General features: G+C 60.9%; 23 protein-coding genes and 1 tRNA gene. 7 read left to right on the top strand and 17 right to left on the bottom strand.

From position 1 onward, the window contains the following. Nucleotides 1-43 precede the first annotated feature (43 nt). Entirely contained in the window at nt 44-880 is an 837-nt protein-coding gene (locus I6E73_RS05530) for a hypothetical protein (RefSeq protein WP_197123711.1), read from the top strand. Between the two features lie 31 nt (nt 881-911). Here I6E73_RS05530 and I6E73_RS05525 read toward each other — a convergent pair whose 3' ends face one another. From I6E73_RS05525 to I6E73_RS05515, 3 genes are all read right to left on the bottom strand, one after another. Continuing rightward, on the bottom strand, nt 912-2,651 hold the full coding sequence (locus I6E73_RS05525) for a YhgE/Pip family protein (RefSeq protein WP_197123709.1): 1,740 nt from the start codon (nt 2,649-2,651) through the stop codon (nt 912-914). Beyond that, nucleotides 2,648-5,551 carry an MMPL family transporter gene (locus I6E73_RS05520; protein ID WP_197123707.1) on the bottom strand — a complete coding sequence of 968 codons (2,904 nt, stop codon included), beginning with the start codon at nt 5,549-5,551 and terminating at the stop codon, nt 2,648-2,650. The genes I6E73_RS05525 and I6E73_RS05520 overlap by 4 nt, the downstream gene beginning before the upstream one ends. Before the next feature lie 73 nt (nt 5,552-5,624). Then, nucleotides 5,625-6,179: a TetR/AcrR family transcriptional regulator gene (locus tag I6E73_RS05515; protein ID WP_197123705.1), complete on the bottom strand. Its 555-nt coding sequence runs from the start codon at nt 6,177-6,179 to the stop codon at nt 5,625-5,627. 160 nt (nt 6,180-6,339) lie between these two features. On the opposite strand from I6E73_RS05515, the gene I6E73_RS05510 reads away from it, so the two are divergent. After that, nucleotides 6,340-6,531: a hypothetical protein gene (locus I6E73_RS05510; protein WP_197106156.1), complete on the top strand. Its 192-nt coding sequence runs from the start codon at nt 6,340-6,342 to the stop codon at nt 6,529-6,531. Between the two features lie 62 nt (nt 6,532-6,593). Here I6E73_RS05510 and I6E73_RS05505 read toward each other — a convergent pair whose 3' ends face one another. Next, nucleotides 6,594-7,343 carry a gamma-glutamyl-gamma-aminobutyrate hydrolase family protein gene (locus I6E73_RS05505; protein ID WP_197123703.1) on the bottom strand — a complete coding sequence of 250 codons (750 nt, stop codon included), beginning with the start codon at nt 7,341-7,343 and terminating at the stop codon, nt 6,594-6,596. A 288-nt stretch (nt 7,344-7,631) separates the two neighbouring features. On the opposite strand from I6E73_RS05505, the gene I6E73_RS05500 reads away from it, so the two are divergent. Then, a complete protein-coding gene (locus I6E73_RS05500; protein ID WP_231600568.1) occupies nt 7,632-8,282 on the top strand; it encodes a M23 family metallopeptidase in 651 nt (216 codons plus the stop codon). 38 nt (nt 8,283-8,320) lie between these two features. Here I6E73_RS05500 and I6E73_RS05495 read toward each other — a convergent pair whose 3' ends face one another. Together I6E73_RS05495 and I6E73_RS05490 are read right to left on the bottom strand one after the other, a co-directional pair. Continuing rightward, a complete protein-coding gene (locus I6E73_RS05495; RefSeq protein ID WP_197123701.1) occupies nt 8,321-10,099 on the bottom strand; it encodes a hypothetical protein in 1,779 nt (592 codons plus the stop codon). Between the two features lie 598 nt (nt 10,100-10,697). Further along, a tRNA-Lys gene (locus tag I6E73_RS05490) sits at nt 10,698-10,770 on the bottom strand. Between the two features lie 71 nt (nt 10,771-10,841). Between I6E73_RS05490 and bcp the strand changes: the two genes are divergently transcribed. Continuing rightward, nucleotides 10,842-11,321 (top strand): thioredoxin-dependent thiol peroxidase, encoded by a 480-nt coding sequence (bcp, locus tag I6E73_RS05485; RefSeq protein ID WP_197123699.1) that lies wholly within the window; start codon nt 10,842-10,844, stop codon nt 11,319-11,321. Here bcp and I6E73_RS05480 read toward each other — a convergent pair. Further along, a complete protein-coding gene (locus I6E73_RS05480) occupies nt 11,318-11,737 on the bottom strand; it encodes a hypothetical protein (RefSeq protein ID WP_197109626.1) in 420 nt (139 codons plus the stop codon). The two genes, bcp and I6E73_RS05480, sit on opposite strands and share 4 nt — an antisense overlap. Nucleotides 11,738-11,921: 184 nt before the next feature. Here I6E73_RS05480 and I6E73_RS05475 point away from each other — a divergent pair, with 184 nt between their 5' ends. Further along, the gene (locus tag I6E73_RS05475; protein ID WP_009772809.1) at nt 11,922-12,170 is read left to right on the top strand and encodes a WhiB family transcriptional regulator; all 249 of its coding nucleotides are present in this window, start codon (nt 11,922-11,924) and stop codon (nt 12,168-12,170) included. Nucleotides 12,171-12,308: 138 nt separating this feature from the next. Here I6E73_RS05475 and I6E73_RS05470 read toward each other — a convergent pair whose 3' ends face one another. From I6E73_RS05470 to I6E73_RS05460, 3 genes are read right to left on the bottom strand one after another with little or no spacing between them, the layout of a single operon-like run. Beyond that, nucleotides 12,309-13,808, bottom strand: a complete 1,500-nt coding sequence (locus tag I6E73_RS05470) for a sensor histidine kinase (RefSeq protein ID WP_197123696.1) — start codon at nt 13,806-13,808, stop codon at nt 12,309-12,311. Between the two features lie 9 nt (nt 13,809-13,817). Next, nucleotides 13,818-15,050 carry a regulator gene (locus tag I6E73_RS05465; RefSeq protein ID WP_197123694.1) on the bottom strand — a complete coding sequence of 411 codons (1,233 nt, stop codon included), beginning with the start codon at nt 15,048-15,050 and terminating at the stop codon, nt 13,818-13,820. 1 nt (nt 15,051) lies between these two features. Next, complete coding sequence (locus tag I6E73_RS05460) at nt 15,052-15,699, bottom strand: SAF domain-containing protein (protein ID WP_231600566.1); 648 nt, start codon at nt 15,697-15,699, stop codon at nt 15,052-15,054. A 119-nt stretch (nt 15,700-15,818) separates the two neighbouring features. Between I6E73_RS05460 and I6E73_RS05455 the strand changes: the two genes are divergently transcribed. After that, a complete protein-coding gene (locus I6E73_RS05455; RefSeq protein ID WP_100388489.1) occupies nt 15,819-16,100 on the top strand; it encodes a helix-turn-helix domain-containing protein in 282 nt (93 codons plus the stop codon). 6 nt (nt 16,101-16,106) lie between these two features. Here I6E73_RS05455 and I6E73_RS05450 read toward each other — a convergent pair whose 3' ends face one another. Continuing rightward, complete coding sequence (locus I6E73_RS05450) at nt 16,107-16,706, bottom strand: hypothetical protein (RefSeq protein WP_197123692.1); 600 nt, start codon at nt 16,704-16,706, stop codon at nt 16,107-16,109. Between the two features lie 150 nt (nt 16,707-16,856). Here I6E73_RS05450 and I6E73_RS05445 point away from each other — a divergent pair, with 150 nt between their 5' ends. Continuing rightward, nucleotides 16,857-17,345, top strand: coding sequence for an Rv3235 family protein (locus I6E73_RS05445; protein ID WP_197109623.1), 489 nt, complete (start codon nt 16,857-16,859; stop codon nt 17,343-17,345). A 100-nt stretch (nt 17,346-17,445) separates the two neighbouring features. On the opposite strand, the gene secA is transcribed toward I6E73_RS05445, so the two are convergent. The 6 genes from secA to mtrA form a co-directional block, all read right to left on the bottom strand. Continuing rightward, on the bottom strand, nt 17,446-20,247 hold the full coding sequence (gene secA / locus I6E73_RS05440) for a preprotein translocase subunit SecA (protein ID WP_197106165.1): 2,802 nt from the start codon (nt 20,245-20,247) through the stop codon (nt 17,446-17,448). A gap of 161 nt (nt 20,248-20,408) precedes the next feature. Next, nucleotides 20,409-21,107, bottom strand: a complete 699-nt coding sequence (gene hpf, locus I6E73_RS05435; protein ID WP_197106166.1) for a ribosome hibernation-promoting factor, HPF/YfiA family — start codon at nt 21,105-21,107, stop codon at nt 20,409-20,411. A gap of 45 nt (nt 21,108-21,152) precedes the next feature. Continuing rightward, nucleotides 21,153-21,923 (bottom strand): ComF family protein, encoded by a 771-nt coding sequence (locus tag I6E73_RS05430; RefSeq protein ID WP_197123690.1) that lies wholly within the window; start codon nt 21,921-21,923, stop codon nt 21,153-21,155. Nucleotides 21,924-21,985: 62 nt separating this feature from the next. Beyond that, nucleotides 21,986-23,662, bottom strand: coding sequence for an LpqB family beta-propeller domain-containing protein (locus I6E73_RS05425; RefSeq protein WP_197123688.1), 1,677 nt, complete (start codon nt 23,660-23,662; stop codon nt 21,986-21,988). Then, nucleotides 23,655-25,268, bottom strand: a complete 1,614-nt coding sequence (gene mtrB / locus I6E73_RS05420) for an MtrAB system histidine kinase MtrB (protein WP_197123686.1) — start codon at nt 25,266-25,268, stop codon at nt 23,655-23,657. Before mtrB ends, I6E73_RS05425 begins: the two co-directional genes overlap by 8 nt. 5 nt (nt 25,269-25,273) lie before the next feature. Continuing rightward, the gene (gene mtrA / locus I6E73_RS05415; protein WP_197106170.1) at nt 25,274-25,954 is read right to left on the bottom strand and encodes an MtrAB system response regulator MtrA; all 681 of its coding nucleotides are present in this window, start codon (nt 25,952-25,954) and stop codon (nt 25,274-25,276) included. Nucleotides 25,955-26,039: the final 85 nt, after the last annotated feature.

Below are 26,039 nucleotides of genomic sequence, written 5' to 3'. Positions count from 1 at the left end.
CACCAGGAGGTGCGCGAATAACCCGAATCGAAAGAGGCCCCTCGTGACCTTCCTATCTTCCGCTCGCGCAACTCCCACCACCCTGTTGGTGAGCGCGGCCGCCCTGTTCGCTTTAGCCCTCAGCGGGTGCACCGCAACAGAGCCCACCGCTGACGTCACCGACGACGCGACCGCCAGCGCAGCGATAGACCTCGACGCGGTCAACGACGACACCCTGTTCGTTCTGGGAACCTACGACGTTGACGGTGACGAAATTCTGGGTGACGTTCCCGCCGATCAGGCCGCCGTGTGGGATCGCTTCAACGAACTCTTCCCCGCAGAGCTCCACCCCGAGATCACGATGTTCGTGGCGATCGACGTTGAGCAGTCCGGCGGTACCGATGGTGCGATGCAGCCCAACGGCGTTCGGGAAGGCGAAACGTATCTCGCGCTCGACACCACCGGAGGAGTCGATGCCGATGTGCTCGACCGCACCATGATTCACGAATTTGCCCACCTCATCACGCTGCGCGAAGACCAGATTCCCCAGGACAAGTCCACGGTCGACGCCTGCCCCGTCTACTCCGAAATTGACGGATGCCCGTTCGACGACTCCTACCTCTTCGCTTACTACACCGAGTTCTGGCCCAATTTCAGCCTCGACGACCTCGAAGCTGAAACCGAGGAAGACAAAGAAGAGCGCTACACGCCAGAAGAATTCGTGACCGACTACGCCGCCACCATCCCGAGCGAAGATGCCGCCGAGGTTTTCGCCGAGTGGGTACTCGCTGACGACCTTCCTGCCAGCGACAGCATCGTCGAGCAGAAGCTTCGCTTCTTCGAGGACTACCCCGAGCTCGTTGAGCTACGCGACACCATTCGTGAGGGTCTCTTCAGCTAGTCACAACGCGAATGCAGCATTTGCTCTCCCGCTAGAGCGCTCGAGAATCGGCCGCCGACAGGATCGCTCCTGTCGCGGTCGATTTTCGTATCCGCTTCACCGAGAGCACTGACAGCGCAACGCTGACCACTCCCAAAGCGAGTAGCGCGAACGCCGCCGCTACCGCAGATTGCGCGCTTCCCCCCGAAAGAATCGAGTACATTCCCTCAACCGCATAAGTCAGCGGCAGGAACGGGCTCACCGCCTGGAACGGCGCGGCAAGGGCCTCAATCGGATACACCCCACCCGTCGATACCAATTGAATCGCCAGCAGGAACAGAGAGATCACGAGCCCTCCCTTGCCGAGCGCGGCGATCAAGAAGTAGTGGAAAGCAGCGAACGACAACGCCATCAGAAGCGCGAAGCCAGCCGTTGCCGGCGCCAAAGCCCAATCGACTCCCACCACCACGTGCAGAAGCAACACGAGCAGCACCGCCTGAATAACCGTCACGATGGATGCCCGAATCAGGGTTGAAGCAACGATTCGGCCGTCGCGGGCCGTCGACGACAGCGAGCGATACGAGGGCAGGCTCAACACTAAGAACACCGCAAGCGCTCCCAACCACAAACCCAAGGGGATGAAGAAGGTCGCGATTGCCTGGGCCGGTTCGGTTACCTCGTTGTCGGTCGTGACAGAGAGCGTGATCGGCTCGGCAGCGATATCAGCATTGGTCGTCGTGTCAGTAGTCTCATCGGCGCTCGGAACGAGAGCTGCACCCTCGCTCAACCCGGTTGCGAGCTCGCCGGCACCCAAAGCTAGGCCTTCGGCTCCCTCGGTGAGTGCGCCAGATCCGTCGGAGAGATCGGAAGCCCCCGCCGCGCTCTGAGAGATTCCGTACTGAATGCCGCCAACGGCATCCGCAGTCTGGGTTCTCAGGGTTCCCCCGCCTGCGGCCGCCTCGTTGAGCCCGTCGACAACGGCTTGAAGCGTGCCCTTGAGTTGTGGGTCGGTGAGTTGCGCCTGAATAGCGGGGTTGATCGCCGCGAGCGTGGAGGCGAGCTGCGAGACACCCGAGGTGTAGTCGCTAACGCCTGTGGTCAGACCCGAGAGATTGCCCGCCCCATAGTTGAGGTCTGCAAGACCCGACGAGAGCGAGTCGACCCCTGCCGTATAGCTGCCGAGGCCGCGTGAGAAGTCGCTGGCACCATCCGAAAGTTCGGTTGCGCCGTCAGCAGCCTCGGCCAGTGCTCCCCCGAGCTCGCCAACGCTGGCATAAATCCCATCGATGTATTGCGATGTAATCGCGCGACCGAAGGTATCTGTCATGGATTGGCCAACGACTTGGGCCACAGATCCGGTGAGATAACTGTGGGAGTCATCGGTGTGGATCGAGATCTGTGCCTGAGTGGGGTCCTCAGTAGACAGCGACAGGATCGATTCAGAGAACTCGGTGGGCACGGTGAGGATCGCGTAGACGTCTCCACGGGCAAGAGCATCCTTTGCGTCGTCAGAGTTCGTAATTGTCCACTCGAAACCGTCGGCACCGGTGAGCTCGGTGACCAGTTGGCGACCGGCAAAGACAATCTGTTCGTCGCCATCGGTGGTCGTCGTTGTTTGCAGTTCGTCATTGTTCACGAGAGCGACCGGGATGTTGTCGATCGCGTTGTCTCCGTCTCCCGCCGCGGCCACGAACAGCCCTGTGAAGGCGAGCGGCAGCAGCGCGACGGCGGCGAAACCGATGACGGTCAACCACCGCTGGCGGGGCATTGTTGGAGTCTGTGAGGCGCTCATCGAAGTAGTCCTTCCGGTGCGAGCAGATAAAGGTCAACGACGATCACGTTGCGTTCTCCGCGGTCAATCGAGCTGGCGAGGGTAACGGGTCTGCCGGTTCCGAAGAGGAGGGTGGTGCTCGCGTCAGCAAGGCGCGTTACCGCGGTCAAGAACGCCGCTTCATCTTCTGCTTCCGCAAATTGATCGAAGCGGTCGAAGAACACAATCTCGGTGCCCTCGGAGAGCCCCACTGCCGCGAGCGCTACTGATCGCTCGAGTTGCGGTAGGGCGTTGACGTTGGTGTCAGCAGTGACCCGAACGGTGCGACGAGCGGTGACGTCACCAAGAACGTCGTTTACACGCGCGATCCAGTCGCGCACTTTCGCCGCAGTGCGAGGGGTATCCTGCCAGCGTTGTGTCATTTCGATACGCTCGCGCAGAGTTGCCCCCAGAGAGGCGGCGTCTTCGCTATAGGGCGTTCCTGCCACCTCGGCGAGCGCAACCCTCTTATTCACGTGGTCGGCATGAGAGGGAAGCGGATAACCGGCAACCTGTACCATTCCGGAGAGGGGCGGCAGGATGCCAGAAAGGGTTGCACCCATGATGCGCCGGTCGTGGCGGTCTCCTGACGCGATGACGAGAGAACCGCGCGGCACAGCAAGCGAGATAGGGCCAAGCCGCTGGCGGTCGTCACCGGCGACGAGGTACTCGGCGCTCATAGCGAGTTCAGTTTGAGTGGATGCCCATTCGAGCTCGTGGCGGTGCTCACGCAGCTGCTCCCCTTCGATATCCACGTCGGGAAGGAGCTTGTTGAGCCAGGTGGGCAGCCACCACGCGGCGTTGCCGAACAGCGCCATCAGGGCGGGCACAAGGGTCATGCGCACGAGGAAAGCATCGAAGGCGATTCCCACAGCGAGCCCGAGGGCGATGGGCTTGATGGTTCCGCTGCCTTCCGGCACGAAGGCGAAGAAGACGAAGAACATGATGAGCGCGGCGGCGGTGACCACGCGGGCACTGCTCGCAAAACCGTGACGAACTGAGCCCATCGCGTCGCGAGTTTTCACGTACTCCTCGCGCATTCCCGACACGAGGAACACTTCGTAGTCCATCGCGAGCCCAAACAGGACCGCCATGAGCAGGATGGGCATGAAGCTCAGGATGGGGCCGGGATTCTCAACACCGATCACGTCGGCGAACCAGCCCCACTGGAACACCGCGACGACGACACCGAACGAGGCCACGACAGAGAGCAAGAATCCGGCGGCGGCCTTGAGCGGCACCAACACGGAGCGGAAGACCATCATGAGAAGTACAACCGAGAGTCCGACCACAATGAGCCCAAACGGGACCAGCGCATTACTCAGTCGGTTCGAGATGTCGATACCGATTGCGGTGGTTCCCGTCACGAAGCTCTGGATGTCGTACTTACGTTCAAGCTCCGGAGCAAGATCCCGAATGGTCTGCACCAACGCTTTGGTCTCCGCGGAGTCCGGCGCGCTTGATGGCGTCACTTGGATGATCGCGGTGTCGAGCCCCTCATCGGGAAAACCTTGCGATACGAAGTCGACATCGTCGAGCTTCTCGAGGTCCGCTGCGATCGATTCGAGGTCGTCCTGAATATCGATGGTCTGAGTGATGTCGAGGGCAACAACGAGCGGCCCGTTATAGCCGGGGCCGAAGCCTTCGGTGACAAGGTCGAAGGCTTCGCGCTGAGTCGAGCCGGTCGGCTCCGATCCGCCGTCTGGCAGGCTCAGCTGCAGGCTGGCGGCGGGAATCGCAAGGGTACCCAATATGGCCACGACGGCAATCGCCGCCAACCATGGGTATTTCGTGACGCCACGCACCCAACGGGCGCCCATGCTCTTGCTTTCGTCGGCGGATGCCGTGAATCGACGCTGCGCTCGCGATCCACTCTTGGGGATCATCCGCGGCCCCGCAAAGCCCAGCAGCGCGGGCAGCAACGTTGTGGCAACGCCCATAGCGATGAACACGGCGACCGCCGCACCGATACCCATGACGCTCAAGAAGGGGATGCCGACCACGAGAAGGCCAAGCAGGGCAATAATCACGGTGACGCCGGCGAATACGACCGCGCTTCCGGCGGTGCCCACGGCCATCGCGGCCGATTCCTCTGGTTCTTCTCCGTGCGCCAGTTGGGCTCGATGGCGCGACACGATGAAGAGGGCGTAGTCGATTCCGACGGCGAGCCCAATCATGAGGGCAAGCAGGGGTGCAGAACTCGACACCGTCGTGAACGCGGAGAGAGTCGTGATGAGGCCCATCACGATGCCAACGCCGATCAGGGCGCTCAGCAGCGGCATCCCCGCCGCGAGCAACGACCCGAAGGTAATCACGAGCACGAGAGCCGCGAACACGACACCGACCACTTCAGTAACGGTGATGCCGAAGGAGGTGTCTTGAAACACGAGCCCGCCATATTCGACGCGCAGCCCGGAATCTTCACCGATGTCGGCGGTATCCACGAGCGCCTCAACTGTTGCTTCGGTGACGTCGGTGACTGGCCCGTCAAATTGCACCCGGATGATCGCCATGCTGTGGTCGTCTGAGATCGCTTTTCCGGCGTACTCATCGAAAGGGCTCACGGCCGAATCGATGCCGTCGATGCGATCGATGGCGGCTGTAATGCGTTCGATGACGGCTTCGGAACTCTCGATGCGCGATCCGTCTTCGGCGACAACCACGGCGGTGGCGGATGCCCCGGCCACCGAAGGGAAGACTGCTTCCAGCCGGTCGAGCGCAACTTGCGACTCAGTTCCCGGAATCTCGAACGACTCTTCAGTTTGCCCGCCGAGGGCGATTCCACCGCCCAGGGTGCCCACTACGAGAAGAAACCACACGACGAGCACACGCCACGGATGCCGATATGAGAATCGACCGAGTCGGTAGAGAAGAGTGGCCACGGGTGCTCCGGTTCTTGTGGACTGCGCGAGTGAGGTCTAGGGGTGCCGAGTGGTGAGGCTCGGCGCCAGTGAGTTAGTTGTTGCGAACGGGAGCGAGTAAATCACTCATGATCGCGATGAGGGCTTGGCGGGTGTCGTCGTCAGATTCGATGGGCAGTGAGAGGTTCGCTGACGTGCAGAGCATGTACGCAGAGCCACCGAGCGCGATTCCAAAGCGCATGGCGTCGTGCGGGTTCGACGCGGTCGCGGCGAAGACTTGGGCGAGCCGACGCACAATGTCGTTCGCACGATCGAGCACCGGAACTCCCACGAGCGATGGTCCCTGGTTTATGAACATGTGCACTTCTTGGCGACAGTCGAAGAGAAAATCGACGAATTGGGCAAGAAAGGCTTGCCTTTTTTCTGGCTCCATCCCGTTCTTTTCAAGGTCAGAGACGAGAGATTCGAGTCGGTCGATGGCGGGCGAGACGGCCGCGTCGAGGAGCGCCTCTTTCGAGGTGAAGTGGTAGAGAACGCTCGACTTGGAGAGGCCGGCGAGCTCGGCGATACGATTGATCGACGTGCCGGTATAGCCGGCAATAGAGAACTCGGCGAGCGCGATGCGTTGAAGCTGTTCTTGACTGGACACCCGAAGAGCCTAACTGACCGATCGGTCAGGAGTCACATCGGGGGTGGTTTCTCAGTGAAAATTCAGCGCCAGGGCGATCTTCTGTGCTGCACAGGCTGCCGAGTAGCCTCCATCAGATTCACGCGCTAGCGTGGGAGAACACCAACCCGCGGAGGAAAACATGCGCAAGTACCTGTTCAACGGCAGTCTCCTCAGTGCAGTCGCCGGCGGCTGGAGCATCTACCAAACCACCAAGCAGGGCCCGCGCGACTGGCGCCTCATCCTTATGTGGATCAGCTGGGGAATCACCGTCGCCATCGCCGTCGGAACGATCGCCAAAGAAGCCAGCGACTCCTACGAGCTCGAAAACTAACGACGTCGCAGCGACGTCTGAGCGTCGGCAGAGGCGCCGAGCATCAGCCCGGCGGTCTAGCGCTAAGCCTGTGAACGCTTGCCGCGATGCCGCACTGCCGCCTCGACAACGCCACGGAACAAGCGGGCGTCTTCCTTGGCATCCTCTTCTGGATGCCACTGCACAGCGACACAAAAGTCAACGCTCGGCAATTCGACTGCCTGAATCACGCCGTCGTCACCACGCCCGGTGACGACGAGGCCGTCAGCGAGGGTGTCGATCGCTTGGTGATGGTACGACTTCACCGCTACCGAATCATCGCCACCCAGTAGAGCCGCGAGAGTTGTGTCAGGTTCAACAGCCACATCGTTGACCAAGAACACTCCCCCACCTGCGCTGTAGCGCGTCGAGCCGATAACGTCGGGCAGATGCTGGATGATCGTGCCGCCCAGCGCAACATTCAGAATTTGCGCCCCGCGGCAGATTCCGAGAAATGGCACGTTCTGTTTAATAGCGGCGCGTACGAGCGCGACTTCAAAGGCGTCGCGGTCCTTGCGGGGAACGTCCGTTGTCGGATGCGGTTCCTGGCCATAGCGCGCCGGGTCGACGTCTTTGCCGCCGGTGAGGATCAAACCATCAAGCCCCTGCACGATGGATGCGGCGATGTCGTCGTCGACAGGCTGAGGAGGGAGCAGAACTGCGATGCCACCGGCATCCGTCACCGCTTCGAAGTAGATCTTCGGAAGGAAGGATGCGGGGAGATCCCAGACACCGGTTTGGGCCTGCTCAAGGTACGACGTGAGACCAATAATCGGTCGCGAACTGGTGCCCATGCGGCTCCTCCCCATCGAAGAAATAGAACGTTTGTACCCAAAGGATATAGGGCGATCGCAATGAATTGTTGCTCCCTGAGTGTCGTTCTCAGGTTCGTCCCGTATTTTTGCTGACTTACTCGCCTGTCTAACCGCATCGAAGCGCTTTCGGCGAGTGTGCTGCAGTTCGCACCAATCGAGCCTCTGTCTCGCTCTAACTCACGTCTCACCAACGAGAGCGGCAGGCTCAATCAGATTGTGCCTTCCCCGACGCAGCCACACCTTGCTGAACCCAACTAAGGAACGCTGTTGAAACGAACAATTACCATGCTCGCCGTAGGGGCGATCCTCGTCGGCGGCACAGTTCCCGCGGCAATCTTCCCGACGCACGACACAGACGTATTCCTTGCGGACGCCGCAACTCTCGCCGCCCCGCCCGCCTCCGCGACGAGCAAAACAACCGTTGACGACGTGCAAACCTCCGCCTCGCCCGCAACCGGGCTTTCTGCCCCTGTCGTGCGCGACAGCTACGACGTCGAACAAGTGCAGCAGCAAGTCGTCGTCACGGCCGCCGGTCTTACCGGCACCCTCGAACTTTTCCCCGCCAACGGTGATGTCAACGACGGCTTCGGCTACCGGGATGGCAACGAATTCCATGGCGGCATCGACATCATGGCGCCCGAAGGATCCGACATCATCGCCGCATCCCCCGGCACCGTGGAAAGCGTCACCGACGGTGGCGGCTGGGGTCGACATGTCATCATCGATCACGGCAACGGAATCAAGACTCTCTACGCTCACATGATCGAAGGTTCGCAGGTCGTCACTGCCGGCCAGTGGGTAGCAGCGGGCACCATTCTGGGATCAGTCGGAAACACCGGCTACTCGACGTTCCCCCACCTCCACTTCGAGGTCTACGTGTTCGACACCCGCGTCGATCCGACACCGTGGTTGCCCTAACCCCGACGCGAATTCGCGCCGGGGCAGGACTGCGCTGATTAATGGAGCTCAGCAGCCATACGGCGTCTGACGACGATGGCGACGCCACCGAGCACAATCATGCTCAGAGGCAACAGCCACCAGGCGCCAGCACTACCGCTTCCGCCGGTGTAGGCAAGGGTGGGTAGCTGTGCGGTAACAACTTCGGAAGCCACGCAGTCGTCACTGCTCGGGGTCTGGAACTCGAAAGCAGGGGGGTCACTCCAGTCGAATTCAAAACCGTTCGGCTCGACGACCTGGACAGTCACGAGGACCGAAGCGGATGCTGCTACCGGGTACGTTCCAGCCACGATGCCAGAGACACCGTTCACCGTGAACGTCACCAATGCGGGGTCATACCCTGCGGCCACACCGAGCGTGTAGCTGCCCCCGACGTCACAACTTGCTTGCGAGAACGTCACTGCCGGCATCACGAGGCCCAGCGTCACGAGGTCACACTCAGGGCTGAACGGATCGAGCTGAGGATCGAGCACGCCGCTAAAGGTCACCGTCGTTGAGCCACCAACTGCCCGAACTTGGGGGCCAGCCGCCGGAAAGTCGGCACCGTCTATCGCTGTTGCCGTAACACTGTAATCAGCCGGTCCCTCAGGGTCAGTGATCTCGCCCCACGTAGCGTTAACTACGGGGCCCAGAATGAGGCGTTGTGGTGCGTTACACGTTGCTTCTTCGAAACTCACCGCGGCAGTTGCCACCATCGAACCACCAACTTCGGGGCAGCTATAACGCTCTTCTGCCGTCAGCTCGCGGGTATCTTCAACTCTGCTTTCGTTGACCTTGACCGAGCCATAGAAGAACGAGCTCACGGTCGTGATCGTCGCAGATCCATCGGAGCTCACGCTGGGGCATCTAACTTCCGTTGAACGCTCGACCGTCACCGATGCACACAACGAACTATCGTCGCTGGCCACTATGAACGAGGGAGCCTGCGGGTCAAAGTCGCCCGTATCGTTGACGTCCGGCCCGAGATCGCCCTCCGCTAGGAGTACAGGTTGTGTCCCTTCCTGCACGACCCAACCGCTTGGATGACTCTCGCTCGGCACGAACTGGCACACGTACACCTCAGTGGCCGGAGGGTCGCAGGCGCGCAATTCGCCCTCGGTGAGCGGGCGTGTGGACTGCGTTTGAGTGAAGTCCACCTGAGCGCTGCCATAGAAGAACTTCGTTGAGGTCGTGACGTTCACGATTCCGCCGTACTGGTACGTCGGGCACGTGACCTCCTCGTCAACGACTACCTCTGTGCGCGAGCAGAGACTCGCATCGTCGCTTGCGACAACGAACGAAGGCTGGCGATCGTTGAAACTACCCGTGTCATTGACGTCATCACCGAGGGCGTTAACGCTCACATGAATCGGCTGCTTTCCTGACTTGAGTTGGTAGCCAGATGGAGAATTGTCGCTCGACACAAACTTGCACACCCAGACCTTTGCGTTGTTCTGCGGCCGGGACTGCTGTTCGGGCTGAGAGGAACGAGCCGCTGCTGCCGCTGGTTCCGCGGCAGCAGGGTTCTCGACAGGGGCCGCGGCCGAGGGCTCGGGAGCAGGCGTTTCTGGTACAACCGCCACCACAGGCTGAGGTTGGGCGGCCACGGCGGGTTCGGGAGAGGATGCGGGGGCCGGAGATTCTTGGGCGGCCGCAGGGGTGTCGGTGATGGTTTCGGTCACCGGTGGGTCGTGGGCGGGTACTGCATCGTCAGCAAATGCGGGTGGGGATACACCGAGAAGTGCACCAGTCATGAGGGTGATGCTGGCAACTGTCGCCAGCAGTTTCTTGATGAACATGTGTGGCAGCTTTCTGCAGGGGGAATGCGTTTCGGCGCATCCGCACGCAACTGCAGAATCGGAGCCGCCATTGGCTCACGACAGGGAGTGCGAGCGCATTCACGGGGGTGAACTGCGCCGCTGGGGAGTGATTCGGGTATCACCTTCTTCGTCACCATCGGGGGTGACCGGAGCGGGCCGGTCTGGTGTGCCCAACAAGTTAGCACGCCCCCCATTCGGTGGACAGTAGACGTGTTTGTTGGCCAAAATTGTGCGATACCACTTCGCAGGGTGAGCCAATCCCTTCTTAGCCTCGAGAATCTCCGGCCCCCCGAATCGCTCGCCGCCGCCCACGTGCGTGCCGCCACGAGATCCGAACCGCTGAATGCCGTCCATAGCGGCGAAAATGACCGCGCCGCTCCTCTCCCGCGAACGGCCAGCAATAGCGCTGCACGCGATCGCCTGTGGGCTCTGAGCGAGCATGCTGCGGGCGATGTCGAGTGGGTTTGGCAGCCGCGCACTGCAGACAGAAATCGGCGAGCAATAAGTGTGCGGGAGCGCACGCGAGTCTTAAACGAAAAACCCCATGATCGTAAGGATCACGGGGCTTCTCTTGCTGTGCACCCCCCCGGACTTGAACCGGGAACCCACTGATTAAGAGTCAGTTGCTCTGCCAATTGAGCTAGAGGTGCGTGGCTTGGTTTTCCCTCTCAGGGCAACCGAGGAACAACGTTACCATGAGTTAAAGCGACTAAGGAGCACAATGACCACTGAATCCTCACGACTTGCCGCCGGCACCCCCGCACCGAGCTTCACACTGCCTGATCAGGACGGAAATTCGGTGTCTTTGAGCGACTTTTCTGGCAAGAAAGTGATTCTTTATTTTTATCCTGCGGCCATGACTCCCGGATGCACGAAGCAAGCCTGTGACTTCCGTGATCAGCTCGGCTCGCTGCAGTCGGAGGGCTATGTCGTGCTGGGCGTTTCTCGCGATACTCCCGAGAAGCTCACGAAGTTTCGCGAGCAGGAAGCACTCACTTTTCCCCTCCTCAGCGACCCCGACCACGCAGTGCACGAAGCGTATGGAGCCTGGGGCGAAAAGAACCTGTACGGCAAGCAGGTTGTTGGCGTCATCCGATCCACTTTTGTGCTCGATGAGCAGGGAGCTATCACACTCCCCCTCTACGCCGTGAAGGCGACCGGTCACGTTGCGTCGTTGCGCAAGAAGCTCGGGCTCGGCTAACCCTCGTGGCGGGTGGTTGCCGCAAGCACCGGTTTCGTGAAGAGCAGTACCAACACCACGATTGCCGGAGTCAGCAGCAACCATCCGATATCTTGCCGCGCAAACACCCCTTGGAAACTGCCGATCGCCACCGAGATCTGTAGCACCTGCCAGACGACGGCGGCGCCGCGGATCCAGGGCTGTTGCCGCAGGGCATTGATACCAATTATCGCTACCCACACTGCCGCGATTGCGGTCAGAACAGTCAGCGCAATTGCACTCGGATACGACTGCGGAGTTTCTGCTCCCAGCTCGAAGATCAAGTACGCCAGAGCGGCAAACAATACGGCGCTCTCAAGGAAGATGACTACGGCCAGCGCTATCAAATACGGATGATGACGTGACGTTTTCTCTTCTGGGACAAGTTCGTCTACCATTCGCTCCCCGTTAAATCGCTGAAAGACCATTGCTTTGCCTTTGACGATATGCGATTCTAGTTGAGGTTGATTTCTGGCTCCCAGTGTTGCGAGCGAGACCCACATAATTTCTCAAGCTCGACGCCGATCAGGGCGTAATTTTTTTGTGCGCTCGAGCATCGCAACACACTGTAAGGAGCTACACATGGACTGGCGCGATAACGCTGCATGCCTCACTGCTGACCCGGAGCTATTCTTCCCGGTCGGAAACACTGGTCCGGCCGTTGATCAGATTGAAAAAGCAAAAGCCGTCTGCGGTCGCTGCTCAGTAACTGAAATGTGCCTCCAGTACGCACTCGAGACCAACCAAGACTCAGGCGTCTGGGGCGGACTCAGCGAAGACGAGCGTCGCGCTCTCAAGCGTCGCGCCGCACGCGCACGCCGCGCTTCCTAAGCAGCACTCGTCGCCGCAGGCCGTGAGGCCTACCGACGCGACCAACTCTGCAGATTAGAATCTGCGCTATTCGTCGCGCCCTGAGTAGACCACTGCCATGCTCAGCAGGGTGCTGCCTTAGTCGGGCAGCCCCTTGACCTACTTGACGCGCGTCAGCCAGGTCAGCGGGATGTCAATCGTCACTTCGGTGCCGCTGCCTACGACGGTATGCCAGTCGATGGTTCCGCTGAGCTCTCCCTGGATGAGCGTGCGCACAATCTGGGTACCGAGACCTTCGCCGACTCGCCCTTCGGCCAGCCCCACACCGTTGTCGCGCACCTGCACGGTGAGCTTGTCTGCCGTGCGACGAGCATCAATTTCGACCGTTCCATCAGCCCGACCGGCTAGACCGTGTTCGACGGCATTGGTGACGAGCTCGGTAAGCGCGAGCGCCAACGGTGTCGCGTACTCGCTCGGGAGAGCTCCAAAACTTCCCACGGATGTCGGGTGCACTGTCGTGTTGTGGCTCGATGCGACTTCGGCGATGAGCTTCAATACCCGGTGGAACACGACGTCGAAGTCAACGTTCTGGTTGAGCCCCTCCGACAGGGTGTCGTGCACCACGGCGATTGCTGCTACCCGGCGCATAGCTTGGCCAAGCGCTTCGCGCGCAACTTCGCTGTGGGTTCGACGCGCCTGAATGCGCAGCAGTGATGCGACCGTCTGCAGGTTGTTCTTCACCCGGTGGTGAATCTCCCGGATCGTCGCATCCTTCGTGATGAGTTCACGCTCTTGGTGGCGAACCTCTGTCACATCGCGGCACAACACGATGGCGCCAACGCGTTCACCGCGGTCGCGAATCGGGATCGTCCGCAACGACACCGTCACTCCTCGCGCTTCGATGTCGGTACGCCACGGAGCTCGACCGGTCACGACCAGCGGAAGCGACTCATCCACTTCGGGCTGGCCTGCGATCAAAGTGGTCGTTACTTCGGCGAGCGATTCCGCCTCAAGCTCCCCAGAGAAACCGATGCGGTTGAATGCTGAGAGCGCATTGGGGCTTGCAAATGTCACGAGACCGTCGACATCCAAACGGATTAGACCATCGGATGCGCGGGGAGCGCCTCGACGCGGTGCCGCCGGAGCGCCCATATCGGGAAAGTCACCTGCCGCAATCATCGCAAAAAGGTCGTTCGCACATCCGTTGAAGGTGAGCTCTTGACGTGAGGGAGTGCGAGCGTCGCCCAAATTGGTGTGCCGCGTGATGACGGCAATCGGCGTTGCCGTTGTCTCGTTGCCCGTGGCCGTGAGCCGACGCATCACGGGAACTGCGCGCACACGGGTTGGGGTCTCTTCGTACCACGCGGGGGCCGCGGTATCGACGATGCGAGCGGTCTCGAAGGCCTCGGTTACCTGCGCATGCCACTCCGGTTTGATCTTCTGACCAACGAAGTCGCGATAGAACAGCGTGGCTGAACTGCTGGGGCGAGCGTGGGCAACAGCGACGAACTGGTCATCGTCACTGGGAACCCAGAGCACGATATCCGCGAACGCAAGATCGGCAAGAAGCTGCCAGTCGCCGACAAGCATGTGCAGCCATTCGATATCTGCTTCGCTCGAATGGCCCTGCTCTTGGACTAGATCACTGAGAGTCGACACCCCTACAGGTTACCTGCGCGCCACCATCCTGCTGAACAATGACCGTGGGGGAACTGACTCTGTCTCCTCGGGCACGAGTCTCGATGTCACGAGGTCACGGATCGCGGCACGCGCTGGCGATCGCGGTGCCGCATCCACCAGAGTCTTGCCACTGAGCACGGCCCCATCGAAGCCCGAGAGGTCGTGAGGAACCAGTATTGGATGCTCGATACCTCCGAATCGCGAGAGGGTTTGGGTGACTTGGCCGTGCGGGTTCATGCCACTGGCGCTCACGCGAATCTTGTTCATGACGACGCTCACGCTGCGGGTAGTCACGGTCTCAAGAAGATCGACATGGGCGCGCAAAAACCGCGACAGGCCCACGGGATCTGCTGAGCCGACCGCAATGACGTGATCTGCCGCACGCACCGCCGTGACCGCCGCTGCATTGCGACGCGGGGCGAAAAGGTCGCTGGTAATTTCTTCGTCATTCTCCAAACTGGAACTCGTATCGAGCACGGTGTAATCAACCCATTGGCGGCACTGAGCGATCGTGGTTCCCACCCGCTCCGAGGAGAGCTCGGGCCAACGGCTCGGTCGCCCGATGCCCGTGAGTACCCAAAAAGCCCCGAGCGGCGACTCATACCGCTGCCCGATACGCCCCAGCTCTTCGGTGGTGAGAGTCTCGGTGCCTGCCAACCGACAAGCTGCCGCAAAGCCCGGGGCTTCATCGAGCATGCCGAGCGCCGGCGCCACCGATGCCCCGTGAGTGTCCACATCGGCGAGCGCCACGCTGTACCCGAGCGCTGCCAGTTCGGCTGCAACGGAAATAGCAATGGATGTTCGGCCGGGAGCCCCGCCGGGGCCCCACACTGCGATCACTTGCCCGAGCGCGCTGCGCTCGCGTGGCGGAGGCTCTGAACCCCATGGGGACTGAGAGAGCAGAGCATCGAGCCCCGCCCACCCCTCGGCAGCATCCACGATGTCGTAGAGCCCGAGGTCGCTCGCGTAGCGCTGTTCACGCTCACTACTGGCGATCGCGACGAGGCGCACCCCGCTCTGATCGCAGGACGCAATAAGTCGATCGGTGAGGTACCGCGCTTCTGCCGCGACAAGCGCGATATCAGCGTGGGCGCCGGCCACTCGTGAGGCGAGCTCGGGCGCACTCACCGCGCGCAGCACAATCTCGTGACCGTGATGCCCTACCTCGAACGCGAACTGATCCTCAAGATTTACGGGCATTGCGAGAGCGAACGCGGTCATCTCAGCCCTCCGCGGGCAAGTTCGCCGGGATGACCGACAGAACATCGCCGTTGGCCATCGCCTCAAGCAAGCGGGCTACACGCGAGCGCGGCACCAGCAACTCAATTGCACTCCCCTGAGCCGACGACACGAGCGAATCATCCTCGACCAAGCGCACGACGACGGCTCCCGCGATAATGACGCCTGGGGCACCATAGCCGCCCTCTTCTGCCTCAGCGCTGGCCCAGACGTCGACCGCCGCTCCCGTGGTCACCGAGGTGGCTAAGCCTCCCTGAGGGAACACCACAACCGAGGTCAGCGAGAGCCCATCATGACTGCCAAGCGAGGATGTGGGCACCAGCTCCCCTGCCTCAATTGGCCTGGTCGCAATAAAGCCTTCAGCTGGCAACTCTCCCCGAGCGATGTAGTGGTTGGTCGCTTCGTTGAGCTTGACGCTGCGGATCACCAGATCGGAGCTCATGACTCGATCACCCGGCGTCAACGACGACGCTGCGGCGTAAACCTCAGTGGAATCGTCAGCCGCCGCAACGATCGCAACGACACCAGCCACGGAGGCGACGACGAGCACGACACCGATCGCTAACCGCGGGTCGAGAGCGAACGCTCGCGCACGCGCTTGGGACTGAGTTCTGCCGGAGCGACGGCTCATAGCGCGCACTCTCCACGTCGGGTCTTGATCATGGCACCATGGTTCGTTACCGCCCGGAAGTGGCGCGATAGTTATCCACATCAACCCCATTCCCAGCTTCATGGCCGCATAATCGATGCATGAACGCGATCAACCCAGCAGAGGGCCTCGGGCGATTTCTCACCCTGGCTGACACTGCCGAAGTGCTCAGCGTCTCTCCGCATGAGGTTCTTGAACTCGTGCGTTCCGGCGAACTACCCGCGATCAAAGTGGGCAGCAAGGGTCAATGGCGCATCGAGAACTCCGTTCTTGAGTCATATATTGAAGCCCTCTACGAAGAGACTCGTCGCATGAGTCTGTGGAACCAGTCCGACATCGCCACGGTTACCGAAGTCAACTTTGGCGAGCAGCGCACGCGCTAACGAAAGTTACGGCCGAACGAGTACGACGCTCGTGAACGGCACCAAGCGGTACTCCGATACCGCAGTCTCGCGGCGCACCGCCCCACGCTCGTGCACCGCAACATCCACATGGTCACGGCCAACGCGGTCAATCGTGCCGTGCACTTCCCCCGCAACCAATACAAGCGAAACAGCCCGTCGTCGCCGACACAGATCGCGCAATACATAGCTGAGGCTCAACCGCTGCGAGAGACTCGGATGTCCGCTGGAAGGCGTGGTCGCGAGGCTCGGCGTGATGTGAGACGCCCCCATCGAAATGCCGGCTAACGCCGCGAAAGGAACGATGCACTGACCAGGACGGCCGCTGTCGTCGACGAGGTCAGCCGACATCCAATCTCGACCAATGATGACGGGGCGAAGGATCACGCGCGTGCCGGTGATCAAAAGCACCGAAAGAGTCAGCGGGGACTCTGCACTGCTGCGGGTGTGTAGCGCCACAATGCGGTCGCGGATGCTGAGCCGGCCCAACCGCAACCGTTCCTCTTCTGCATCGATCTCAAGGTCATCGGCGGTTATTTCGCGCTCGAGCTGGCTCTCGAGGTCGTCAAAGAGGTTGTCCCAGCGCATGCGTTGACGGTACTGACGGTGGCTCTCGGCTCCAAATTGTTATCCACAATTGAAGATTGGTCATAGACAACTGGTCTACTTCCTGCTTAAGTGTGGTCTACCCCCTTATGGGGGTAAACATCGCCGTCTTGACCTTTTACCCGGGAGATCATGAGTACCGAGCCCCTTCCCGCCTCCTTACCGAGTGTGGAAATACCCCGACAGGCGCGCCAGCGCACTGGAACCCTTCCCTCGAAGGTCATCCGGCCTCGCTTCGTTCCCGACGAGTTCTTTGGCCACCAGCCCACTCCGAGCGCCGAGCTGCCTGACCCCGCTCCCCTCGTCGAGAACCTCACTCGCTGCGTGATCGAAGTACTCGCCGGCGCACGCGACCTAGAACAGATCGCTCGGTGGGTCACCGACGACGTCTACCGTCATTTGCTCAAGCGCACCGTGCTCTCCGCACGCGCCCGTCGAGCCAAAGGCCAGCCCGTCACTCGCCCCAGCTTCAGCATGGGGTCAATCAGGCTGTGCGAGCCCCGCGATGGCGCGATCGAAGCCGTCGTTATCGTGCGCGGTCGCGCCCGCACCCGCGCTGTCGCCGTGCGCCTCGAAGGCCTCGACAAGCGCTGGCGAGCGACCGCCATCAACGTGCTGTAGTTTCACACCCCTACAGCGCACGCAACGAATGCCCCACTCGAAACTCGAGTGGGGCATTCGTTGTGTGCAGCCGGCGTTCAATCGCCGGCGTGAGATCTCGCTACTTCTTACGCTTCTCCTGCGCTCGGCGCTGGGAACGGTTCAACGGAGCCTCCGGGGCAGCGCCCTCGGGACGCTGACCGAACGCGCCACGATCGTTGCCCTGGGGCTGCGCCTGCTGCTGAGGAGCAACCTTCGACTGCTGCGCCTGAGCCGTTGCCGCGCGCTCAACCTGGCCGCGATCGTTGCGAACCTCAACCTCACCCGACGCATCAGCGCTTGGCGCCGAATAGCTGAGTTGAGTTGCCGGTGCAGCCGGGGCATCCAAACCACGCGCCTGAACCGTAGTTGCTTCGCCGCCGCCATTGACTTCGACATCAAGGTTGAAGAGGAAGCCAACGGTTTCTTCGCGAATCTGACCCATCATGCTCTGGAAGAGAGCGAAACCTTCACGCTGGTACTCGACGAGCGGGTCACGCTGAGCCATAGCCCGCAGACCAATACCGTCTTTCAGGTAGTCCATCTCGTAGAGGTGATCGCGCCAGCGGCGGTCGATCACGCTGAGGACAACTCGACGCTCAAGCTCGCGCATGGCGGTCTCGCCCAGCTGCTGTTCGCGACGCTCGTAAGCGATAACGGCATCCGAGTGAACTTCCTTGGCGACGAACGCGCTCGTCAGTTTGCCGCGCGCACCGCCCTCGGTGAGCACCTCGTCGACAGTGATACCGACCGGGTACATCGTCTTGAGCTCGACCCACAACGCATCGAAGTCCCACTCCTCGGAGTGGCCCTCGGCAGTGTGAACGTCAACAACCTCAGTCACGACGTCTTTCAGGAAGCGCTGAACGCGGTCCTTCAGATCATCGCCCTCGAGGATGTGACGGCGGTCGCTGTAAATTGCTTCACGCTGACGGTTGAGAACATCGTCGTACTTGAGAACGTTCTTGCGGATCTCCGCGTTACGAGATTCAACCTGCGACTGCGCACTGCGGATGGCGCGGCTGACGACCTTGGACTCAATAGCGAGATCGTCGGGAACCGACGAACGCCCCATGAGCGCCTCAGCGGCACCACTGTTGAACAAGCGCATGAGGTCGTCTTGCAACGACAGGTAGAAACGGCTCTCGCCCGGGTCACCCTGACGACCGGAACGACCGCGCAGCTGGTTGTCGATACGACGAGATTCGTGGCGCTCGGTGCCCAGCACGTAAAGCCCACCAACATCGATGACCTTCTTAGCTTCCTTTTCGACACCCGACTTGACCTCAGCGAAGACGTCATCCCAGGCGGCTTCGTACTCGTCAGGAGTTTCCGAGGGGTTAAGGCCACGAGCATTCATCTCGGCGACGGCCAAGAACTCGGCGTTTCCGCCGAGCATGACGTCGGTGCCTCGACCAGCCATGTTTGTGGCGACGGTGACAGAGCCGAGACGACCCGCTTGAGCAACGATTGCTGCTTCGCGAGCGTGGTTCTTAGCGTTCAGCACCTCGTGCTTGACGCCCTTCTTGGCGAGCATGCGCGAGAGCAGTTCGCTCTTCTCAACACTTGTCGTACCCACCAGAACCGGCTGACCCTGCTCGTGGCGCTTAGCGATATCAGCGACAACCTGCTCGAACTTGGACTGCTCGTTCTTGTAAATCAGGTCGGACTGGTCGATGCGCTGCATCGGACGGTTAGTGGGGATAGCGACCACGCCAAGCTTGTAGGTCGACATGAACTCTGCCGCCTCAGTCTCGGCGGTACCGGTCATGCCCGACAGCTTGTTGTACAAACGGAAGTAGTTCTGCAGAGTGACGGTCGCAAGAGTCTGGTTCTCGGCCTTAACCGCAACGCCCTCTTTGGCCTCAATCGCTTGGTGAATGCCTTCGTTGTACCGACGGCCCTGAAGAATACGGCCGGTGTGCTCATCAACGATCAGCACTTCGCCGTTCATGACGACGTAGTCCTTGTCTTTCTTGAACAGCGCACGAGCCTTGATCGAATTGTTCAAGAACGAAATCAGCGGAGTGTTCGCCGATTCGTACAGGTTGTCGATGCCGAGGTAGTCCTCGACCTTTTCGATACCGGGCTCGAGCACACCAACGGTGCGCTTCTTCTCGTCGACCTCAAAGTCAACTTCAGGAATGAGCTTCTTGGAGAGGTTCGCAAACTCGGTGAACCACCGGTTCGCCTCCCCCGACGAAGGACCCGAGATGATGAGCGGGGTACGTGCCTCGTCGATGAGGATCGAGTCGACCTCGTCAACGACAGCGAAATAGTGTCCGCGCTGAACCATGTCGCTCGCCTGCCACGCCATGTTGTCGCGCAGGTAGTCGAAGCCAAACTCATTGTTGGTTCCATACGTGATGTCAGCCGCGTACTGTTCGCGACGCTCAGGAGGCGCTTGACCGGAGACGATACATCCAGTTGTCATGCCGAGGGCGCGGAAAACGCGGCCCATAAGTTCAGATTGGTAGCTGGCCAAGTAGTCGTTGACCGTGATGACGTGCACACCCTGCGCCGCGATGGCGTTGAGGTAGGCAGCGAGCGTTGCCACGAGGGTCTTGCCCTCGCCGGTCTTCATCTCAGCGATGTTGCCCAAGTGCAGTGCTGCACCACCCATGAGCTGAACGTCGAAGTGACGCATGCCCAGAGTTCGCTTTGCCGCTTCGCGGACCGCAGCGAAAGCCTCGGGGAGCAAGTCGTCGAGCGACTCTCCACCGGCATAGCGTTCGCGCAGTTCTACAGTCTCGTTCTTCAACTCATCATCAGTGAGGGTGTTGAAGTCATCCTCGAGATGGTTAACGGCCGCCGCGTAGCCTTTCAAGCGTCGAAGAAGTCGACCCTCACCTACGCGAAGAGCGCGTTCTAAAACATTCGCCACCGAATACTCCCATTCTTGTCGGACGGGTCCGACGCTGGCACTGCTCGACGAAGCGCAGTCTTTTAGACGCTTACGTCACGGTAACGCGGTGTGTGCGATCAGCGCACAGCCGCGTTACCGGTTCGTAATCGTATCAACTCCAAGCCAAAAACTTGGTGTACTTAGCCGTTAGCGACCTTGCGCTTGCGCGAGCGGCCGCTGGGAACTGCGTCTTCTGCCTCTTCTTCGAGAGCAATAACGCCGTAATCCCAGCCCTTGCGGCGGTAGACCACACTCGGACGATCGGTCTGGCTATCGACGAACAGGAAGAAGTCGTGGCCGACCAATTCCATGTGATCGAGAGCTTCCTCCACCGTCATGTGGCTGGACGGGAACACCTTGCGACGAATAACTACGGGCGAGTAGTCCTCGTCCCCTGGTTCCGCCTCTTCTCCCTGAATAGGAATTGCTCCGGTCGCGACCTTTTCGATCACGTCGGGACTTGCGGGGGTGATATCAACAACCGCAAAACCGCCAGCGCTCGCTTCACGAAGCGAAGTGGGGCGGTGGTTTCCGCGGTGAATCTTTTTGCGATCCTTCGACTGGCGGATTCGCTCGACGAGCTTGGCCATAGCCAAATCGAAAGCAACATACTTATCTGAACCAGCAGCTTCCGCTCGAACAAGCGGACCTGGTCCAATCAACGTCAACTCAACGCGGTCGTCTCCACTGGAACCTTTGGTTTCGTGGTGTCGGGTTACCTTGACTTCGAAGGCGATTGCCTTCTCGGCCAAGTGAGAAACCTTCTCAGACTTTTCGATCGCGTACTCACGGAAACGATCCGTGACTCCTACATTTCGTCCGTTGACGGTGATTTCCACGGCGACCTCCTAGCCATAATGCGCGGCTGCCCCGTGAGGCAGCTTCTATTTCGCGCCCTTTTCCATACCGTAGCCCTCGCCGCTGGCAATGTCACGAACCGCCAGCGTTCTTGGAGTGAACCCCATGGTTGCGGCCGCGATAACTGTTCCGCCCGCGGCTGAAATCGCTCTCGCGGCTTCGTCGAGGGTCGCTCCTGTGGTGAGCACGTCATCCACAATGATTACAAGGCTGCCGGCGAGCGAACGCACCGAAATGAACGCCCCTTTCACGTTGACGGCGCGCTCCTCGGCGCTCAGCATTTTCTGGCTTCGAGTTTTTTGAGCGACGCGAAGCGCCCGGGCGTGGCGGACGCCGGCGGTTTTCAGCACGAGCCCGACGGGATGGTAGCCCCGCGTGCGCATCGCCGTCTTGCTGCTGGGGACCGCAATGATCTCGATAGGGCCCGATGCTCCCCCGGGCGCCGTTGACTCGCTGAGCGCGCGCCTGAGGGCCGAGAGAAGGGCAACGGAGAGCGGTCGCGCAAGGTCGGTGCGGTGATGATTCTTGAAGGCGAGGAGAACCCGCCGAACACGACCCTCGTACCTCAGCGCGGCGTACACGCGCAGGTGCTGCGGTGTCGAGTGGATGCTCGTGTGCGAGACGAGACTGCGCGCGCATTCGTCGCACAGCGTTCGGTCGGGGCGTTGGCATCCGGCACACTCCACGGGAAGGATGAGTGCGAGAGCGTCGCGCAGTGCCTCGCGCACCAGCACACTCCACCCGATGGGCTCACGACCGCCGGAAGGTTGGTCGGGAGGCTGCTCGGAAGGCGTCATGAGTCGAGCGTGCCCGGCGGCATCACCCACGACGACGATCGCGGGTGATCAGTGGATAGCTGTTACTGCTGCGACGCCATGAAGGAGGCGTCGAGCCCCGCGAGCACCCACGCCTGGCTGCCTTGCGGCCGCCATACTTCGCCGTCGGCCAGCACCCGCAGCCCATCGGTGTTTGCTCCCGTGCTGACCAGCTGCGTCGCCCCGTCGACATCGCCGAGCTCACGCGAAGGGCCACCAATTTCGTAGGCAGTAACCTCGGTGGAGTCAGCGGTTCCCGAAAGCGTCGCGACCGTACTGGAACCGACCCAGGCGGCGTCTACGGCTTCCCCGGCGCGAACCGGCAGCGATACCGGCTCCACGAGTTGCACGGGCACATTTCCCTGCTGGCGCACGATTCCGTACACCAACAACTGCGGCCCAGACGGCGTGGAGAGATACACGAGCAGTCGCGCACCGTCACGCGAGACATCCAGCGACACGATTGTGGAATCCGCAGGCAGCGTCGTTTGCAGCGGATGCTCGGTGCCGTCGACCTCGAACGTGGAGAGCGACGTCGCACTGGCCTCTTGCGCTGACCAAACGAATCGGAACGGATCAAGCGACGGCGCAACCAGGCCGGGTCGTTCGTCAATCAGTCGCGGAGCGACTCCCACCGTCGCAAAGTAGGCACCTCCGTCGGCAGCCCGATAGGTCACAGAAAGCCGGTCGGCCGACAGCGCCGCGGTTGTCGCGCCTGCCTCGACCACAAATGCGCTCAGTTCGTTGATTTCGCTGAGTCCATCGCTCGTGCTGAACCCGAACTCGCTGCCGGTTCCCACCACGAGCGGCCCAGCTGAACCTGGCTCAATCACAGCAGCGCTCTGCCCTGAGCTGGTGCTCTGGAGATCGCGACCGTCGACCGTCAACACCACAATGGGCGTGTGCAGCGTGGCCGACAATTGCTGCTGCATGCGCTCGCGAGCAACAGTATTCGCGGCGAGCGCTTCTGAACTCAGGTCAACGACTGCTCGCCCCGAGGTCAGGCTGCTTGTAGCGCCGAGCGTTGTGGATGGTGGGAACGCCGTCAGCAGCACGCCCTGCTGCACCCAGGCAGAATCTGCGGCCAACAGCGCCTGGATGGCACGCGATTGGGAGGACTGCCGCACAGCGAACCAACGAACATCCGGAATCAAGTAGGCGAAACTGGGATCGAAATAGTACAGAACCTGTTCTTCGAAACTCACTTCGAAACCACGGTCGGAGAGCACGATTCCCGGTGGAGCGCTAGATATCCGCCACTCGCCAGCCACCTGCTCGAACTCGAACGCGAGGGTTTGCGAGACGGGAGACCGCAGCTCGGAGTACACCCCCCGCTCATCGATCACTGCTTGCGCGGAGAACGAGTAGCTGAGCGAATCACCCTCGAGCGCCGGAGCGATTGTCGGCAGCTTGTCACGCTCGAGGACAGTTGCGCTTGCCGCGGGGGCCCACGTCTCGTTCATCGAACTCGTGAGGAACTCGCGAGCCACCGAATAGTCACGCGATGGCGACCGCACGGCGCTCATGAAGTCAGTAAGAATTTGTTCTTGGGTTGAGCCCGCAACGGGGCCCGATGCCACAATTTCGTACTGAGTATCGTCTTGTTCATCGATGAGCGGCCCCGACTGGACGTCGCTCGAGAGCGGAACGCCCACGCAGCCCGTGAGCGCCACCGAAACGGCAGCCAGAAGGGCGAGGTAGGCGAGAGAGACCTTAGGCATGTGGTCCCTCCAAACTCGGTACGTCATCATTCGGCGGCAATTCAAGAGGCGACGAGCGCAACTCAGAACCGCGAGCTCTCGGAATGGTCAAGCGGAAGCACGAGCCGTTGTCCCCATCCGACCACACTTCCAACCAGCCACCGTGAAGTGCAGCATCTTCAAGGGCAATGGCAAGGCCGAGACCGGTGCCGCCTGTGGTGCGCTGGCGCGAAGGGTCGGCGCGCCAAAAGCGGTCGAACACTCGCTCAAGTGCTCCCTGACTCATGCCGACGCCATAATCACGCACCGCAATAGCGACCGCGTCTTGATCGCTGTCAACCCACACCACAATCGGCAATCCATCGCCGTGGTCGATGGCGTTGCTGAGCAGATTCTGAAGGATGCGACGGATGCGACGCGGGTCGACATCCGCTTCAAAGTAGCCACCGGGTGCCACAAGTCGCAATTCGGAACCCTTGCTTGCTGCCAGCGACGTGAGGCTCTCGATGGCGTCTTCGACGAGACGCACGAGGTTGGTTGGCTCGGTTTCCATATCGACGGCACCCGCGTCGTAACGACTCATTTCGAGCAGGTCGGCGAGCAGCAACTCGAATCGTTCCACTTGAGTGTGAAGCAGTTCAGCCGTGCGGGCCGTTGCGGGCGGGAACGACTCACGCTGGTCGTAAAGAACGTCGCCGGCGAGCCGGATAGTCGTGAGTGGCGTACGAAGCTCGTGCGAGACATCCGACACAAAGCGTTGCTGCACCTGCGAGAGAGCAGCCAGCCGGGTGATCTGCTGCTGCATGCTCGTGGCCATGCCGTTGAATGAGCGCGCCAATGTTGCGATGACATCGTTGCCCTCAACCGGAATGCGCACTTCAAGTTCACCGGCGGCAAGGCGTTGGCTGGTCTCAGCCGCCAACTTCACTGGCCCGACTACAAGGCGCACCACGACGAACGTGACAATGCCGATGAGCGCCAAGAGGGCAAAGCCACCAAGCCCAAGCGTTTGCTGCACTACAACGAGAGTGTCTTGAGTGTCTTGGATGTCGTACACCAGATAGAGCTCGTACTGCGTGCCTCGAATGTCGAGGGTCGACCCCACGATGAGGCCAGGATGCACGGCCCCATCTTCGGACTGCTCGAGTGCCACCGACTGCCAGTAGGTGCGCTGCTCGGTGGATTCCGCCACCACGTCGCGGAGCTCTTGAGAAATAAGTGACTCCGACGACAACCCCTGAGTCTGCACGTCAGCGGGAACCCGCGGGCCGTCTTGACCAGGCGTGCGCAAGATCGCGTAACTCGTGCCCCCCGTGCTCGAGGCGACGCTCTCAATCACGCCAGCAACATCCCGCATCATGTCATCGAGATCTTCAAGGCCCAGGTCTTCATCAGCGGCATCGAACACCTGCTGACCCGCAAGCGTCGCATTCGAAGACGTGCGCGTCAGCTGATCCCGACTCGCATCAAAAAGATTCGCGCCAACACTGAGCGACATATAGCCCGCGATCACCGCGACAACAACCGACGACAACAACACTGTGATCGCCACCGTGCGCACTTGAAGCGACGAGCGCCACAGAGCAGCAATACGCTGCATCCAGCCGCGCCAGTCGAATTCGAGCATGAAAGTTAGGCGCTGGCGCCGGCGCGGTAGCCAACCCCGCGAACCGTCATCACGATCTTCGGGTTGTCGGGATCTTCTTCAACCTTGGCGCGCAACCGCTGCACGTGAACATTCACGAGCCGGGTGTCTGCCTTGTAGTGGTAGCCCCACACTTGCTCCAACAGCATCTCGCGAGTGAAGACCTGCTCAGGCTTCATCGCCAGCGCCAACAGGAGCTCAAATTCGAGCGGCGTCAGGTTGATCTTGGTGTCGCCGCGGCGAACCTCGTGGCCCGTGACATCCAGCTCAAGGTCGCCGACGGTCAGCGTGCCGGTGGCAGCGTCGCTGGCTGGGCGCAACCGGGTGCGCACCCGCGCAACGAGCTCTTTGGGGTTGAAAGGTTTGACGACATAGTCGTCGGCGCCGCTCTCGAGCCCCTTCACGACATCCGCCGTGTCGCTCTTGGCCGTGAGCATGATGATCGGCACGCCAGATTCTTCACGGATGCGGGCACAAATTTCGATGCCGTCCATTCCGGGCAGCATCAGGTCAAGCAGCACCAAATCGGGCGCTGCTGACTTGAAGGCGTCGTACGCTAGGGCGCCGTCTTGGCAGAAAAATGGTTCATAACCTTCAGTGCGTAGAACGATTCCGATCATTTCTGCCAGGGCAGTGTCGTCATCGACTACAAGAATTCGCGGGTTCACGTGTCCTCGATACTTTCTAGCTCTCGGGCTAACAGAGTGAGAAGCTTTCGCATAAGAGTAGTCGAGTGTGAAAACATGAGTGAGA

This window comes from Salinibacterium sp. SWN248, from assembly GCF_015864575.1.
GTDB lineage: Bacteria > Actinomycetota > Actinomycetes > Actinomycetales > Microbacteriaceae > Rhodoglobus.
The sequence above is the reverse complement of the archived record's forward strand: the minus strand, read 5'-3'. Positions and strand labels throughout refer to the sequence as shown.